Here is a 16,187-nt window from a genome sequence, read left to right as displayed (position 1 = left end):
GGCAAGCCAGCTCCCACATTTGGAGTGCATTCTCCTGTGGGAGCTGGCTTGCCCGCGATCAGGGCCTCAAGAGCAACAAATGACTTAAGCTTGGCCATAACAACAAGGAGGACCCCGTGAGCGTAATCAGTAAATCCATTCTCCTCGTCGACGACGACCAGGAAATCCGCGAGTTGCTGCAGACCTACCTCAGTCGCGCCGGTTTCCAGGTGCGTGGCGTGCCGGATGGCGCGGGGTTCCGCCAGGCGATGAACGAGGCGCCATGCGACCTGGTCATCCTTGATGTGATGTTGCCGGACGAAGACGGTTTCAGTCTCTGCCGCTGGATCCGCCAGCACCCGCGCCAGGCGCAGGTGCCGATCATCATGCTCACCGCCAGCTCTGACGAAGCCGACCGCGTGATCGGCCTGGAGCTGGGTGCCGATGACTACATCGGCAAACCCTTCAGCCCCCGTGAGCTGCAGGCGCGGATCAAAGCGCTGTTGCGCCGTTGCCAGTTTGGCCAGGAACGCAGCGTAGGCGGGGATGTGCTGGTGTTTGATGAGTGGCGCCTGGACATGATCAGCCACCGGCTGTTTCATGTGGATGGCGAAGAAGTGATCCTTTCCGGTGCCGACTTTGCCCTGCTCAAATTGTTTCTCGACCACCCCCAACAAATCCTCGACCGTGACACCATCGGCAACGCCACCCGTGGTCGCGACTTGATGCCGCTGGACCGTATCGTCGACATGGCTGTCAGCCGCCTGCGCCAACGCCTGCGCGATACCGAAAAACCCCCGAGGCTGATCCGCACCGTGCGCGGCAGCGGTTATCAACTGGCAGCCAGCGTGGTTGCCGGCAATGCCCACTGAACATGTGACCGAGCGCCGCCGCCGTTTCCCGGTGCCGCGCTCGCTGCTGGGGCGCATGCTGCTGCTGACGCTACTGGCGGTGTTTTTTGCCCAGGCGCTGTCCAGCGTGATCTGGGTGTCGCAGTTGCGCGCCACCCAGCTCGAGGGCCTGGTCACCAGCGCCCGTAGCCTGGCGCATTCGATGACCGCCAGCGTGAGCTACTTCCGTTCGTTGCCGGTGGCGTATCGCCCGTTGGTCCTGGACCAATTGCGCAGCATGGGCGGCACCCGCTTCGTGGTAACCCTCAACGACCGACCGCTGGACATGGAGGTCTTGCCGGAGACCCCGCGCAAGCATGCCGTGCTGGTGGCCGTGGATGAAGTGCTGCGCCAGACCCTCGGCGCCGACGTGCACATCTCGGTGGAGTTTGTCAGCGCCGAAGACCTGCGCATCTTCAATGCTGGCCTGAAACTCGACGAGTTGCCGCGTTCCTGGGCGCATTACGCGTTGACCCTGGAACCGGTGAACCCGCCCGTGCTGGTGACCCAGATCCAGCTCGCCCCGGGCGAATGGCTGTACATTGCTTCGCTGCTGCCCGAGCCCTACACCAGTCTTGAGGAACAAGGCCTGCCGTCCCAGCAAGTGTGGTTTATCGTGCTGACCAGCGGTTTCCTGCTGCTGTTTATCGGCTTGCTGGTGCACTGGCAGAGTCGGCCCCTTAAACGCCTGGCGCGGGCGGCGCGGGATATGTCCCTGGGGGCTGACGTAGAGCCGGTAGCCGAAGGCGGCGGCAGCGAAGTGGTGGAAGTGGGCCGTGCGTTCAACGCGATGCGCGAACGTATCAGCCGCTACCTGACCGAGCGCAGCCAGTTGTTCAGCGCCATTTCCCATGATTTGCGCACACCGATTACCCGTCTGCGCCTGCGCGTGGAACTGCTTGAAGACGAAAACCTGCAAACCAAATTCGGCCGCGATCTTGATGAACTAGAGTTGCTGGTGAAAGGCGCGCTGCAATGCGTGAAAGACACCGATATTCACGAAAATATCGAGCCGGTGGACCTGAACCACGTGCTCGACTGCCTGGTGGAACCGTACCTGGCGCCCAACGGCAATGGCCGCGTCACCCAGCATGGCCGCGCACTGACCCCTTATCCGGGCAAGCCGCTGGCGCTCAAGCGTTGCATCGGCAACCTGATCGACAACGCGTTGAAGTACGGGCAGAACGCGCATTTGCACATCGAGGACAACGGCGCGGAGTTCATCCTGCATGTGGATGACGAGGGGCCTGGGGTTCCGGAGCAGCGGCTGGAGCAAGTGTTTGAACCGCACTTCCGTCTGGCAGGGCACCAGCAGGGTTACGGCTTGGGACTAGGGATTGCGCGCAACATTGCCCACAGCCATGGCGGTGAAGTGAGTTTGCAGAACCTGCGTGAGGGCGGGTTGCGCGTGACCCTGCAGCTCCCCCGCGGCCTCGATTGAACACACGCGAGGCCAATGTGGGAGCAGGCAAGCCAGCTCCCACATGTTGATCTTCATCCGGTCAGATGCTTTGGCGCAATCTAGCCAAATCCCTCAACGGCGGCGCACCAAACAACCGGCTGTATTCGCGGCTGAACTGTGACGGGCTTTCATACCCCACGCGATACCCCGCCGCCGACGCTTCCAACCCTTCGGCAATCATCAACCGCCGCGCTTCCTGCAAGCGCAATTGCTTCTGGTACTGCAACGGGCTCATGGCTGTAATTGCCTTGAAGCGGTGGTGCAAGGTCGAGACGCTCAGGTTCACTTCCCTGGCCAAGTCGTCGATGCGCAGCGGTTGCTCGTAGTTGCTGTTCAACCACTTGATCGCCTGGCTCACTCGGTGGCTCTGGCTGTTGGCAACGGCAATTTCATACAGCCGATAACCCTGCGGACCCCGCAACAGGCGATAAAGAATTTCCCGATTGATCAGCGGCGCAAGCATGGCGATGTCTTTGGGCGTATCCAGCAACCGCGCCAGGCGCAGCACCGCGTCGAGCAGCTGGTTGTCGATGCGGTCGACGTACATGCCACGGGAGGTCGGGCGCGACGGCACACCCATCGGGCCGGCTTCCGCGATCAGCGCAGTGAGTTGGGCCGGGTCGATGTTGATCCTGATCGACAGGTTGGGGTCTTGCGGCGTGGCCTCCATGATCCGGCCAGCCACCGGCATCGCTACCGAGAACACCAGGTAATTGAGCGGGTCGTAGGCGAACACTTCATCGGCGAGGCGCACTTCCTTGCTGCCGCTGGCCAGAATGCACAGGGCCGGCTCCACCAGTACCGGCATGAAGTCGCGCGGTGCGTTGTGGCGGTTCAGGTACAGCGAGGTGATTGCCGTACCGTAGGAGCCGTCTTCCCAGGTATGCCGCTGCACAATGCTCGCCAGTTCGGCGCGCTGCTTTTCCATCTCGGCATCGAGGGGGAGGGATCGGGGTTCGGGCGACGGCATGGGGCGTCCTCTACAGGCTACTTCGATGGGGTCAGCTTAGCGGCGGCCGTGCAAACAGTGTTACGTCGATTCTGCACAATCCTTGCCTGATCCTGCGACACATCGTGAATCAGGCAATCGTGGGGGCTGTCATCTCCCTGAAACAAGGCGGTTGCCCTTGGAATAAATGCCGGGGCCAAACGTCCTATCTGCGCTTCTCGCAGGATTGTGCAATAAGCCAGCAGGAATCGACTAACCGCGCCCGCACCCGCGCCGTTATCTTTGACCCTGTGGCAACACGCCCCCACAGTGCTTGCCGAGCATCACTTCTCAACGGGAGAGTCGAACATGTCCACCCCCATTCCCGCGAGCCATATGGCCTTTATCCGCGCCCGCACCGGGTGCAGCACCGAACTCGGTGCACGCTTGAGCAGTTTGATCGAACCGGGCCGCCAGGCTCAGGGTTGCCTGCAATTCTCGTTGCAGCATTCCCAGGTCGACCCTGATGTCTGGCTGGTCTCGGGCTTCTGGAGCAGCGAGCAGGCGATGAGCGCCTACTTCAATTCTCCGGCCCTGATGATCTTTACGGAGCTGTTGAACGACATGGTGGTTCGCAGCATGGACTTCCAGACCTTTACCGATGCCTCAGCCGCCAATGCCTATGGCGAGTACCTGCAACTCGCCGGTTAGGGTTTAGAATGGCCGACTTTCCATTGGCCAGGACCTGCAACATGGCACGTAAACAATTTGCTCACCACGAAGCCGTTTCCGCCGTCGTACCCGGAGAAGGTGGCTACAGCGCCGCCGTTGCCGTCAAGGCACTCGATGGCATGGGCGCACCGCGGTTTCACAAGATCCTTGATGGGCAGACGTTCAAGACTGCTTCTGATGCGGATGATGCCGCTACTGTGCAATTGGAGCGATTGGTCGATGTGGACCAAGAGGGTCAGCTGACCTGGGCAACTGCCGAAAACTAGGGAACGCTGCCGCTCCCACATTTAGACCTCATTCCATTCAGGGTTTTGTGGCACCAGGGCGATACATCTTGAACAGCGCCTCAGGCCCCAGCTGGAAGTAATCCGCCGGCCCGCCGCCACGTAAAATCGGCTCGGCGGCGGCGGTGTCGTAGATGCCATCCTTGAGCAGCCACTTGGCGATATGCACCGCGACCACCTCGCCCAGCACCAGCCAGCTCGGCACCAGCGCCTTGTCGGCACGCTGCAGTTGGATAATCTGCGTCACCTTGCACTCGAACGACACCGGGCTCTCGCCCACCCGAGGCACGCCAACGATCTTCGAAGCCACCGGCGTCAAGCCGGACAACTCGAATTCGTTTACCTCTGGCGATACGGCGGCGCAGCTCTGGTTCATCTGCTCGGCCAACGGGCGGGTCGCCAGGTTCCACACAAACTCGCCGGTCTGCTCGATGTTGTTCAGGCTGTCTTTGCGTCCGACACTGGAAAACCCAATGATCGGCGGAATGTAGTTGAACGCATTGAAGAAGCTATAGGGCGCCAGGTTCAAGCGGCCTTCGCTGTCGTGGGACGAGATCCAGCCGATCGGCCGTGGACCGACGATGGCATTGAACGGATCATGGGGCAGGCCGTGGCCGTTGGCGGGTTCGTAGAAATGGATATCGTCGGACATGGCCGGGTTCTGTTCTCAATTCTCGGGAGCACATCATACCCAATGTGGGAGCGGGCTTGCCCGCGATAGCTTTCGGTCAGTGAATACAACTTCGACTGAACCACCGCTATCGCGGGCAAGTCGAATCGTCGCACCGCCGCTCCCACATTTTTAGTCCGTGGTGATACGCGAGTGTTTGCGCGTGTCTTTCATCGTCACGTAGACCACCAATGACACCGCAATACACGCCGTCACATACCAGTAGTAACCGGTTTCCATGCCGATGCTCTTGAACCACAGCGCGATGTATTCAGCGGTACCGCCGAAGATCGACACCGTCAGGGCATACGGCAGGCCCACACCCAGGGCGCGGATTTCGGTCGGGAACAGCTCGGCCTTCACCACGGCGTTGATCGAGGTGTAGCCGCTGACGATGATCAGGGCTGCCATGATCAGGAAGAACGCGCCCCACCAGCTCTGGATGGTGTGCAGCGTGGTGAGGATCGGCACGGTGAACAGCGTGCCGAGGATACCGAAGGCGATCAGGATTGGCCGACGACCGACTTTATCCGACAGCCCGCCGACGATCGGTTGCAGGCACATGAACAGAAACAGCGTCGCTGCCGAGATGGTGGTGGAGTCGGAAATGCTCATGCCGACGGTGTTCACCAGGTATTTCTGCATGTAGGTGGTGTAGGTGTAGAACGCCAGGGTACCGCCCATGGTCAGGCCGACCACGGTCATCAGTTCCTTGGGGTGGCGCATCAAGGTGCGCATCGCGCTTTCCTTGGCTTTTTCCTTCTTGGTGAACGACTCGGTTTCTTCCATGCCGCGACGCAGGTACAGCGCGACGACTGCGCACAGGGCGCCGATGGCGAACGGGATACGCCAGCCCCACGCGTACAGCTGCTCGGTGGTCAATACCTGTTGCAGCACGATCAGTACGGCCAGGGCGATGAGCTGGCCCGAAATCAGGGTCACGTACTGGAAGCTGGAGTAGAAACCACGACGTTCCTTGGTTGCCATCTCGCTGAGGTAAGTGGCGGAGGTGCCGTATTCGCCGCCGACCGACAGCCCCTGCAGTAAACGGGCAAACACCAGCAGGATCGGCGCACCGATGCCAATCATTTCATAACCCGGGCTCAGGGCAATCAGCAGCGAGCCGAAGCACATCAGGTAGACCGAGGCCATCAGGGCTTTTTTACGCCCGACTTTGTCGGCGTACAGGCCCATCAGCCAGCCACCGATCGGGCGCATCAGGAAACCCACAGCGAAGATCGCGGCGGTGTTGAGCAATTGGGCGGTGGTGTCGCCTTTCGGGAAGAAGGCTTTGGCGAAGTACAGCGAGAAGGCGGCGTAGACGTACCAGTCGTACCATTCGACCATGTTGCCGACCGATCCGCTGAAGATCGATTTGATCCGGCTGGACGTGGTGCGTGCTTTTGCCGGCGCAGCCGCCGACCCCAGAGGTAGGGAGTTGGAGTTATCCATTGAAGGATCCTTCATCTAATTGTTTTTGTGGAGCGTGCTTGAGCACTGCCTGGCTTGGGCTATAGCAGGAGCTGTGCCAGGTAGATGAAGGCCCGGAATAGAAGGGTTAAAGGATTTTTTTGAGCGGAAAGTCGCTGATGATTTTCAGGTGATGAGCGGAAAACCGCTTATGGACACGGGCTTCATCGCAGGCAAGCCAGCTCCCACATTGGAAATGTATTCACAGTTCAAAATGTGGGAGCTGGCTTGCCTGCGATGGCGGTCTGAAGGTCGCTAGAGAAACATCTCCCGCACCAACCCATGCCGCTGCATCTTTTCATTCAAGGTTCGCCGAGGCAGTTGCAGCTCGGCCAGCACGGCCTTGATATCGCCCTTGTGCCGCGCCAGCGCAGCTTTAAGGCAATGCGCTTCAAACGCCTCCTGCTGCGCCGCCAACGATTGCCCGGCCTCGACGCCTTCCGGCTCCGGCTCGCCAAGCCCCAGTACCTGGCGCTCGGCGACGTTGGCCAATTCACGCACATTGCCCGGCCAGTCATGGCTGAGCAGGCGCCCCAGTTGCGCACCGCTCAGTGGTTCAACACGGCGGCCCAGGCGTTCGGCGGCACTCTGTGCAAAGTGGTCAAACAGCAACGGGATATCTTCACGGCGCTCACGCAAGGGCGGCAGGCGCAATTGCGCGACGTTCAATCGGTAGGCCAAGTCTTCGCGAAAACGCCCGGCGCGGGCCTCTTCCAGCAGGTCCGGCTTGGTGGCGGCGATGATGCGCAGGTCCACGTGGATACTTTGGTTGGAGCCGAGTCGCTCAAGCTTCTGCTCCTGCAACACGCGCAGCAGTTTGACTTGCTGGGCCAACGGCATGCTTTCGATTTCATCGAGGAACAGCGTGCCGCCGTGGGCGTATTCCAGTTTGCCGATGCGCTTGCCCTGTGCACCGGTGAATGCGCCGCTTTCGTGGCCGAACAGCTCGGCCTCGAACAACTGCTCGGGGATTGCCGCGCAGTTGAGTGCCACAAAGGGTTTTTTCGCCCGTGGGCCGAAGTCATGCAGGCAACGGGCAACCAGCTCCTTGCCACTGCCGGTCTCGCCACGGATCAGTACATTGACCGGCAGGCTCGCCAAATCCAGCACCTGGCGGCGCAGGGTCTGCAACCCTCGAGACACGCCTAAAAGGGTCGACTCCAACTGTGCGCGATGATCGGCCTGTTGGTGCAGACGACGGTTTTCCAGGATCAAGCCACGCTTGTCCAGGGCGCGGCGCAGGCTGTTGAGCAGGGCGTCGGGGCTGAAGGGTTTTTCCAGGAAGTCGTAGGCACCGTCGCGCATGGCGTCGACGGCCATCGGCACATCGCCGTGGCCGGTCAGCAATATCACCGGCAAATCCGCATCACGGCGCTGCACCTCGGCCAACAGTTCCAGGCCGCTGAGACCCGGCATGCGTACGTCGCTCAGGATCACCCCGGGAAAGTCCTTGGGCAGTTTCGCCAGGCATTCTTCGGCGCGGCTGAACAACTGCACCTCAAACCCAGACAGGCTCAACCACTGCTCGACCGCCGTACGGATGCTGGCTTCGTCGTCGACCACAATCACCGCGTTCAACATAGGTCGGGCGTCTCCAGCGCGATAGGCAGGGTCAGTGTGAAAACCGCGCCGTCGCCACGGTTGGCGGCGACCAGGCGGCCGCCCAGTTCGTGCACGATAGCGTAGGACACTGCCAGCCCCAAGCCGAGCCCGTCACCCACCGGCTTGGTGGTGAAGAACGGGTCGAACACGCTGTTCAGGTGTTCTTCGGCAATCCCGCCGCCGCTGTCGCTGACGGTGAGTTGCCACAGTTGTTCATCGGCGTGCAGGCGGATTTCCAGACGTTTGCGTGGTTTGTCGGCCATGGCGTCGAGCGCGTTGCGCAGCAGGTTGATCAGCACCTGTTCCAGGCGGATTGCATCGCCACGGACCCAGGCGGGGCGGGTCAGGTCCAGCACGACGCCGATGGCTTCATCACGCAAGCGTGCGTCGAGCAGGTGCAAGGACTGATCGACCACGGTGGCCAAGTCCAGGCGCTCACGCAGGCCGCTCGGGCTTTTGCGCGCGAAGGTCTTGAGGTGGCCGGTGAGCGCGGCCATGCGCGTGAGCATGTCGTCCAGCGGCGTGAGCGCCTTGTAGGCGTCGTCGACGCGGCCGTGATCCAGCAGCAGGCGCAAGGTGGCCAACTGCATGCGCTGGGCCGTCAGCGGCTGATTGATTTCATGGGCGAGGGCGGCGGACATTTGCCCCAGTGCCGCCAATTTGGCCGACTGCACCAGGCCATCCTGGGCGGTGCGCAGCGCCTGGGTGCGTTCTTCCACCAGTTGCTCAAGCTCTTCGCGGCTGCGCTGGCGCAGGCGAGCCAGGCGCCAGCGTTGGGTCAGGAACAGCACCAGGAACACCAGCGCCAGCCAGGAGCCGGCGGCGGCGAGGCCGGCGTTGCGCTGGTCCTCAAAAGCGAACTGCGGTTTACGCAGCAGGTGCAGGGTCCAGCCTTCGGCCTTCAGCGGCAGGGATTCCCAAATGTAATTGGCGTTACCGTCCGGGCCGTTGACGCGCATCAAGTGGCTGTTTTCGTCAAAGCGTTGCAGCGTCTGGGTGTCCAGCGGCTGCAGGTGTTTTTTGTCGTATTGGCGGGTGGCCTTGAGTTCGGCGAGATCGCTGGCCGACAGCGGCCGCAGGTTGCGATAACGCCAGCCCGGTTGATTGGCGATAAACACGATGCCACGCGCGTCGCTGACCAGCAGCAGGTCATTGCCCTGGGCCCACTCACGCTCAAGTTCGGGGAACTCCAGCTTGACCACCATGGCGCCCAGGAACTGTTCGTGCTCATCCACCACGGCGCTGGAGAGAAAGTAACCCGGTATGCCAGTGGTCACGCCGACCGCGTAAAAACGCCCGGTGCCCTGGCTCAGGGTCTGGCTGAAATACGGCCGGAAGGCGTAGTTATGGCCGACATAGCTGCTCGGCAGGTTCCAGTTGCTGGCGGCAACGGCGAGGCCGGTGCGGTCCATCAATTCCAGGGTGGACGATTGCGCGGCACCGTTTATGCGTTCGAGCTTGCGGTTCAGTACGTCCTGGGTTTGAGCATCCACCGGCCTTTTCAAGGCATTGATCATCTCCGAGTCCAGTGCCAGCACAGCCGGCAGTGCGCGGTAGCGTTCGATCAGGGTATGCAGTGAGTTGGCATACAGCGCGAGTTGCTGATTGGCACGGGCCGCATCGTCCACCAAGGCCTGGCGTTCAGCATGGCGTGTGGCCAAGGCCGCGGCCAGCACCGCACCGGCGATGATCAGCAAGGAATAGAAGGTCAGGCGCAGGGGGCGAGGAATCACGATCATACGGTGATGAGCAGGCGCAGAAAGGGGAGTGCACCATAGCATGCACGACGTTAATGTTGTGGCGAGCAAGCCCGCTCCCACATGACCGAGTTCACCATGACAAAACAGTCGGCCATAAAAAGGCGACTGGGCCATGAGCCGCAGTCGCCTTTGTCCCCGCGAAGGAAGCGCTTACTGCACTTCCACCGCCAGGCTTTCACTGATCTTTTTCTGCCAGATGGCAGGACCGGTGATGTGCACGGATTCGCCCTTGCTGTCCACCGCAACGGTGACCGGCATGTCTTTCACGTCGAACTCGTAGATCGCTTCCATGCCCAGTTCGGCGAAGGCGACAACGCGCGACTTCTTGATGGCTTGCGCCACCAGGTAAGCAGCACCGCCCACGGCCATCAGGTACACGGCTTTGTGGTCCTTGATCGCTTCAATCGCGGTAGGGCCGCGCTCGGATTTGCCGATCATGCCCAGCAGGCCGGTTTGCTCGAGGATCTGACGCGTGAACTTGTCCATCCGCGTTGCGGTGGTCGGGCCAGCCGGGCCAACCACTTCTTCGCGCACCGGATCAACCGGGCCAACGTAGTAGATGAAGCGACCCTTGAGGTCCACTGGCAAGGTTTCGCCCTTGTTCAGCATCTCGACCATGCGCTTGTGCGCCGCATCGCGACCGGTGAGCATCTTGCCGTTGAGCAACACGGTCTCGCCCGGCTTCCAGCTCTGCACTTCTTCCGGGGTCAGGGTATCGAGGTTGACGCGACGGGCCGATGGGCCAGCTTCCCAGACGATTTCCGGGTAGGCGTCCAGCGGTGGCGCTTCCAGCGACGCCGGGCCCGAACCGTCGAGCACAAAGTGTGCGTGACGGGTGGCGGCGCAGTTGGGGATCATGCACACCGGCAGCGAGGCGGCGTGGGTCGGGTAATCCATGATCTTCACGTCGAGCACGGTGGTCAGGCCACCCAGGCCCTGGGCGCCGATGCCCAGTTGGTTGACCTTCTCGAACAGCTCCAGGCGCATCTCTTCGATACGGTTCTGCGGGCCCCGCTTTTTCAGCTCGTGGATGTCGATGGATTCCATCAACACTTCCTTGGCCATCACGGCGGCTTTTTCGGCGGTACCGCCGATACCAATGCCGAGCATGCCCGGTGGGCACCAGCCGGCACCCATGGTCGGAACGGTCTTCAGTACCCAGTCGACGATCGAGTCGGACGGGTTGAGCATGGCCATTTTCGACTTGTTCTCGGAACCGCCGCCCTTGGCCGCCACGTCCACTTCCACGGTGTTACCCGGGACGATGGAGTAGTGGATGACCGCCGGGGTGTTGTCCTTGGTGTTCTTACGCGCACCTGCCGGGTCGGCGAGGATGGATGCGCGCAGGACGTTTTCCGGCAGGTTGTAGGCGCGACGCACGCCCTCGTTGATCATGTCGTCCAGGCCCATGGTGGCGCCATCCCAACGTACGTCCATGCCCACGCGCACGAACACGGTAACGATACCGGTGTCCTGGCAGATCGGGCGATGGCCGGTGGCGCACATGCGCGAGTTGATCAGGATCTGGGCGATGGAGTCACGGGCCGCTGGCGATTCTTCGCGCAGGTAGGCTTCGTGCATGGCCTGGATGAAATCAACCGGATGGTAGTAGGAAATGAATTGCAGGGCGTCAGCAACGCTCTGAATCAGGTCGTCTTGCTTGATCACGGTCATGAGTCGCGCTCCTCTATAAGGGAACATTCAATAAGGTGGCTTCAGTGGGGTGCATCGGTCGGCTGAAACCACCTTTCCAAGGCACGCCACTGGTGCAGGCGCGACGCTAAAAAGGCGCGGCAGTATAACCCGACACGGTGGCCGATACACCCGACTATGGTCAAACTGTCGCAGGCATGATTCCCTGTGCGCGCCTATTGTGATTGAGTCCTTATATGCCTGAACTGTACGTCGGCGAACGCCATTGGTCGGTATCTACCGGCAGCAACCTGCTGGATGCCCTGAACCAGGCCGGTGTGGCTGTGCCTTACAGTTGCCGCGCTGGGAGCTGCCATGCCTGCCTGGTGCGTTGCCAAGGTGATGTCGAGGACAAGCAACCCGAGGCCTTGAGCCCGGCGCAACGCCAGGATGGCTGGCGGTTGGCCTGCCAATGCCAGGTCAGCGCGGACCTTCGCGTCGAGGCGTTTGACCCGGCGCGTGACGGTTTGGCGGCTCAGGTGGTCGGTGTCGATTGGTTGAACCCAACCGTGCTGCGCCTGCGCTTGCAGCCGGAGCGTGGCCTGCGTTATCGCGCCGGGCAGCACCTGGTGTTGTGGGCGGGGCAGGTGGCGAGGCCGTATTCTCTGGCGAGTTTGCCCCAGGAAGATGCATTCCTGGAGTTTCATCTCGACTGCCGCCAGCCTGGCGAATTCAGTGATCTAGCCCGGCAGTTGCAGGTTGGCGACCGCCTGCGTTTGGGCGAATTGCGCGGCGGCGCGCTGCAATACGACCCGGACTGGCAATCCCGACCGCTGTGGCTGCTGGCCTCCGGTACCGGGTTAGGGCCGTTGTGGGGTGTATTGCGTGAGGCGCTGCGCCAGGATCATCAGGGCGACATTCGCCTGATTCACCTGGCCCATGATACTGAAGGCCATTATCTCGCCGAGCCCTTGGGGGCGTTGGCTGCGCAGCATCCCAACCTCACGGTGGAGCTATGGACGGCGGCCGGGTCGGCACAGGCATTGGCGCAACTGCGGCTTGTTTCGCGGCAAACGCTGGCTTTACTCTGCGGACACCCCATCAGCGTAGAAGCCTTCTCAAAGCGCTTGTTTCTGGCGGGACTGCCGCGTAATCAACTGCTGGCCGATGTGTTCCTGCCCCGTGGTTGAGCGCTGAACTCTACAGCCGCGAGATCTGCCATGACTGACGCTATCCTGCAGCACCGTGAACGCGGGCTGCTGATCCTGCAGCTCAATCGTCCCGAGAAGAAAAATGCGCTGACTCGGGCCATGTATACCCAGTTGGCCGAGGCGTTCGAGCAGGCCGATGCGGACGCGGATATCCGCTGCGTGCTGATCCAGGGCAGCAGTGGCTGTTTCACTGCGGGCAACGACATCGGCGACTTTCTCGAACAACCGCCCAGCGACCTCGATAGCCCACCGTTTCATTTCATGAAGAGCCTGCTCAACTGCCGCAAGCCGGTGATCGCCGCGGTAGCAGGTGCAGCCGTGGGTATCGGTACAACCCTGCTGCTGCATTGCGACCTTGTGTATGTCAGCCGTGATGCGCGATTGCGCATGCCGTTCGTCAATCTGGGGCTGTGCCCGGAGTTTGGTTCGAGCCTGATCCTGCCGAGGTTGTTGGGGCACGCCAAGGCGGCTGAGTTATTGCTGCTGGGCGAGGGCTTCAGCGGCGAACAGGCGGCGGCGTTGGGGATTGCCACCGAGGCGTTGTGCAGCGGTGAGGTGGCGTTGGCCAGGGCGCGGGAAATGGCCGAGCGGTTTGAAACCCTGGCGCCGGGGGCGGTGCAGGTGACCAAGCAACTCATGAAAAGTGTGGATCGCGAGCAATTGCGGCAGGTGATTGAGGAGGAGGGCGCGTTGTTTACCCAGCGATTGAGGTCGCCGGAGGCGATTGCGGCGTTGTCGGCTTTCATTTCTCGCTAATGAATGTGCGTTGACTGCGCTGGCGCTATCGCAGGCAAGCCAGCTCCCACATTGGAATGCGATCCACTGGGGGAGCCGGGCTTGCCCGCGATGAGGCCCTCAGGGCACTACAAAACCCACAGGCATAAAAAAGCCCCGAACCAGTCGGGGCTTTTTCACTTACCGGTCACTCAGACCATTGGGTCGCCAACGTGCAGGATCTTCATGCCGTTGGTGCCGCCGATGGTGTGATAGCTGTCGCCCTTGGTCAGGATGACCCAGTCACCTTTCTCCACGACGCCGCGCTTGATCAACTCGTCGATGGCCGCCTGGCTGACTTCATGCGGTGGCAACGAAGCCGGGTCGAACGGGACGGTGTACACGCCACGGAACATGGCCGCGCGGGCCTGGGTTTCGCGGTGCGGGGAGAACGCGTAGATCGGCACCGACGAACGGATGCGCGACATGATCAACGGCGTATAGCCACTTTCGGTCAAGGCGATGATTGCCTTCACACCCGGGAAGTGGTTTGCGGTGTACATGGCGGCCAGGGCGATACTCTGGTCGCAGCTTTCGAACTCTTTGCCAATGCGGTGGCTGGAGGTCTTGCTGGTGGGGTGCTTTTCGGCGCCGAGGCAGATACGCGCCATGGCTTGCACAGCTTCCAGCGGATACGGGCCCGCGGCACTTTCAGCCGAGAGCATCACGGCATCGGTGTAGTCGAGCACAGCGTTGGCTACGTCGGACACTTCGGCGCGGGTCGGCATCGGGTTCTGGATCATCGACTCCATCATCTGGGTCGCTACGATCACCGCTTTGTTGTGGCGGCGCGCGTGCAGGATGATCTTCTTCTGGATACCGATCAGTTCGGCGTCACCGATTTCCACGCCCAGGTCGCCACGGGCAACCATCACTGCGTCGGAAGCCTTGATCAGACCGTCGAGGGTTTCGTCATCGGCCACAGCTTCGGCGCGTTCGATCTTCGCCACCAGCCAGGCAGTACCGCCGGCCTCGTCGCGCAGCTTACGTGCGTATTCCATGTCGGCGGCGTCACGCGGGAACGATACCGCGAGGTAGTCCACTTCCATTTCGGCGGCGAGCTTGATGTCGGCCTTGTCTTTTTCCGTCAGGGCCGGGGCGGTCAGGCCACCACCGCGACGGTTGATGCCTTTGTGGTCGGACAGCGGGCCGCCAATGAGCACGGTGCAGTTCAGCTCAGTTGGGGTGGCGGTGTCGACGCGCATGACCACGCGGCCGTCGTCCAGCAGCAGTTCGTCACCGACGCCGCAGTCCTTGACCAGGTCCGGGTAGTCGATGCCGACGACGTCCTGGGTACCTTCGGTCAGCGGGTGGCTGGTGGAGAAGGTGAATTTGTCACCGATCTTCAGCTCAATGCGCTTGTTGGCGAATTTGGCGATACGAATTTTCGGGCCTTGCAGGTCACCCAGCAATGCGACGAAGCGGCCATGCTTGGCGGCCAGGTCACGCACCAGCTTGGCGCGAGCCTTGTGCTCGTCCGGGGTGCCGTGGGAGAAGTTCAGACGGGCGACGTCCAAACCAGCCAGAATCAGCTGTTCGAGGACTTCCGGCGAGTTGCTGGCCGGGCCAAGGGTGGCGACGATTTTGGTGCGACGGACGGACATGCACAGACTCCTGAGTTCAAGCGCTGGGGAAGGCTACTATGCTCTTTCGTTGTAGTCATTGTTCGTTTGCACTACTTATCGACGATTGACTTGTTTTCGCTGCGGCTGAATACGAACATCCTTGAAGATTTTCGACGATGGGTCGATACACTGCACAAGACAGGAGAACCCTCATGCGAATTTTGCTCATTGCTGCCCTGGCCGTTAGTGTTGTCGGCTGCACCCGCTGGTCGATGGACCACCATTTGAACAACGCCTACCGCGCCTACAAGGTCGGTGATTGCGAGCGCGTTACCCTGGAATTGTCCCAGGTCGACCGCGAAAGTCGTACCCGGCGTTATGTACAGCCGGAGGTCTCGATGTTGCGGGGCCAATGCCTGGAACGGCAAAAGCTGTTTGTCGACGCGGCACAGACTTATCAATTCATCATTAATCAGTTTCCGTCGAGTGAGTACGCCTACCGTGCTCGCGCGAGGCTCGATACCCTGCAACAACTGGGGCATTACCCCGGAGCACGCGTCGCCCAGCCGCGCCCAGCCTCTCTATGATGATATTCGTCATTTCATAACTGGCCCGTTGTCAGTCTTGAGCTATCCTTTGGATGTTCGTTTGTACAAGTTTCTATTCAAACGAATGCAGGTCCGGACTCGGCGGCCGTCCAGCGGCAAATATTGCCTGTTGTCGCACCGAGATCCAGGGAGAGCGAGCGGTTTTCTCGTTCCGAATCACTGGCACGGCCGCAGTCATGGCCATTGGATGGCGATCTCACCATGTTTACCGACCGACGGATTGAGCGGCATCAGTTGCCTTACTTTCTGCAAGTGTTTAACCGGCGCACCGATAAGCCCATCGGCTTCTTGGGCAATGTCTCGGAAGATGGGCTGATGTTAATCAGCCAATTGCCCATGATGGTCGACGTGGACTTCGAGCTGCGCTTGAAGATTCCCAATGCTGACGGCACCTTCCATCCAATCGATCTGACAGCAACCTGCCTGTGGAGCCACGAGGATATCAACCCGCAGCAGTACGATTCAGGTTTCAGTGTGCTCCACGCTCCCGAGGAATATGGGCAACTGATCAACGTGTTGCTGCACTACTTCAGTTTTGATCCCTTGCAGGCTTCGGCCTAGACACAGTGCATTGTCTACCAGGTTTGGGGGGGAGTGTCCCTGCCGTGTGCGCGTGCTCC

The 16,187-nt window shown here is 61.1% G+C and carries 15 protein-coding genes; 8 read left to right on the top strand and 7 right to left on the bottom strand.

The window, feature by feature from the left end; genetic code table 11:
- Window positions 1-116 precede the first annotated feature (116 nt).
- Window positions 117-851, top strand: a complete 735-nt coding sequence (locus JBO08_RS17990) for a response regulator (protein WP_025854798.1) — start codon at window positions 117-119, stop codon at window positions 849-851.
- A 31-nt stretch (window positions 852-882) separates the two neighbouring features.
- Window positions 883-2,310: an ATP-binding protein gene (locus JBO08_RS17985; protein WP_405045931.1), complete on the top strand. Its 1,428-nt coding sequence runs from the start codon at window positions 883-885 to the stop codon at window positions 2,308-2,310.
- Window positions 2,311-2,371: 61 nt separating this feature from the next.
- On the opposite strand, the gene JBO08_RS17980 is transcribed toward JBO08_RS17985, so the two are convergent.
- Window positions 2,372-3,301, bottom strand: coding sequence for an AraC family transcriptional regulator (locus tag JBO08_RS17980; protein ID WP_065873625.1), 930 nt, complete (start codon window positions 3,299-3,301; stop codon window positions 2,372-2,374).
- Between the two features lie 327 nt (window positions 3,302-3,628).
- Between JBO08_RS17980 and JBO08_RS17975 the strand changes: the two genes are divergently transcribed.
- Entirely contained in the window at window positions 3,629-3,970 is a 342-nt protein-coding gene (locus tag JBO08_RS17975; protein ID WP_049711718.1) for an antibiotic biosynthesis monooxygenase family protein, read from the top strand.
- Window positions 3,971-4,011: 41 nt separating this feature from the next.
- Window positions 4,012-4,257, top strand: a complete 246-nt coding sequence (locus tag JBO08_RS17970) for a hypothetical protein (protein ID WP_065873624.1) — start codon at window positions 4,012-4,014, stop codon at window positions 4,255-4,257.
- 37 nt (window positions 4,258-4,294) lie between these two features.
- Here JBO08_RS17970 and JBO08_RS17965 read toward each other — a convergent pair whose 3' ends face one another.
- From JBO08_RS17965 to JBO08_RS17945, 5 genes are all read right to left on the bottom strand, one after another.
- The gene (locus tag JBO08_RS17965; RefSeq protein ID WP_065873623.1) at window positions 4,295-4,927 is read right to left on the bottom strand and encodes a flavin reductase family protein; all 633 of its coding nucleotides are present in this window, start codon (window positions 4,925-4,927) and stop codon (window positions 4,295-4,297) included.
- 150 nt (window positions 4,928-5,077) lie between these two features.
- Window positions 5,078-6,397, bottom strand: a complete 1,320-nt coding sequence (locus tag JBO08_RS17960) for an MFS transporter (RefSeq protein ID WP_065873622.1) — start codon at window positions 6,395-6,397, stop codon at window positions 5,078-5,080.
- 273 nt (window positions 6,398-6,670) lie between these two features.
- Window positions 6,671-7,996 (bottom strand): sigma-54 dependent transcriptional regulator, encoded by a 1,326-nt coding sequence (locus JBO08_RS17955; protein ID WP_065880976.1) that lies wholly within the window; start codon window positions 7,994-7,996, stop codon window positions 6,671-6,673.
- Window positions 7,990-9,756, bottom strand: a complete 1,767-nt coding sequence (locus JBO08_RS17950; RefSeq protein WP_220074386.1) for an ATP-binding protein — start codon at window positions 9,754-9,756, stop codon at window positions 7,990-7,992. The genes JBO08_RS17955 and JBO08_RS17950 overlap by 7 nt, the downstream gene beginning before the upstream one ends.
- Before the next feature lie 171 nt (window positions 9,757-9,927).
- On the bottom strand, window positions 9,928-11,451 hold the full coding sequence (locus JBO08_RS17945) for a fumarate hydratase (RefSeq protein ID WP_010208051.1): 1,524 nt from the start codon (window positions 11,449-11,451) through the stop codon (window positions 9,928-9,930).
- 215 nt (window positions 11,452-11,666) lie between these two features.
- Here JBO08_RS17945 and JBO08_RS17940 point away from each other — a divergent pair, with 215 nt between their 5' ends.
- Together JBO08_RS17940 and JBO08_RS17935 are read left to right on the top strand one after the other, a co-directional pair.
- Entirely contained in the window at window positions 11,667-12,599 is a 933-nt protein-coding gene (locus JBO08_RS17940) for an iron-sulfur-binding ferredoxin reductase (RefSeq protein ID WP_065873619.1), read from the top strand.
- A gap of 30 nt (window positions 12,600-12,629) precedes the next feature.
- Window positions 12,630-13,376: an enoyl-CoA hydratase-related protein gene (locus JBO08_RS17935; RefSeq protein WP_220074385.1), complete on the top strand. Its 747-nt coding sequence runs from the start codon at window positions 12,630-12,632 to the stop codon at window positions 13,374-13,376.
- A 170-nt stretch (window positions 13,377-13,546) separates the two neighbouring features.
- On the opposite strand, the gene pyk is transcribed toward JBO08_RS17935, so the two are convergent.
- A complete protein-coding gene (gene pyk, locus JBO08_RS17930; RefSeq protein ID WP_065873617.1) occupies window positions 13,547-14,998 on the bottom strand; it encodes a pyruvate kinase in 1,452 nt (483 codons plus the stop codon).
- Between the two features lie 173 nt (window positions 14,999-15,171).
- On the opposite strand from pyk, the gene JBO08_RS17925 reads away from it, so the two are divergent.
- The gene (locus JBO08_RS17925; protein WP_065880980.1) at window positions 15,172-15,546 is read left to right on the top strand and encodes a hypothetical protein; all 375 of its coding nucleotides are present in this window, start codon (window positions 15,172-15,174) and stop codon (window positions 15,544-15,546) included.
- A 222-nt stretch (window positions 15,547-15,768) separates the two neighbouring features.
- Window positions 15,769-16,128, top strand: a complete 360-nt coding sequence (locus JBO08_RS17920) for a PilZ domain-containing protein (RefSeq protein ID WP_065873615.1) — start codon at window positions 15,769-15,771, stop codon at window positions 16,126-16,128.
- The last annotated feature ends 59 nt before the right edge of the window (window positions 16,129-16,187 follow it).

The sequence above is a fragment of the Pseudomonas sp. LAP_36 genome (genome assembly GCF_019456785.1).
GTDB classification, from domain to species: domain Bacteria; phylum Pseudomonadota; class Gammaproteobacteria; order Pseudomonadales; family Pseudomonadaceae; genus Aquipseudomonas; species Aquipseudomonas tritici.
Note: the sequence above shows the minus strand (reverse complement) of the source record. Positions and strands in the feature narration are given on the sequence as shown.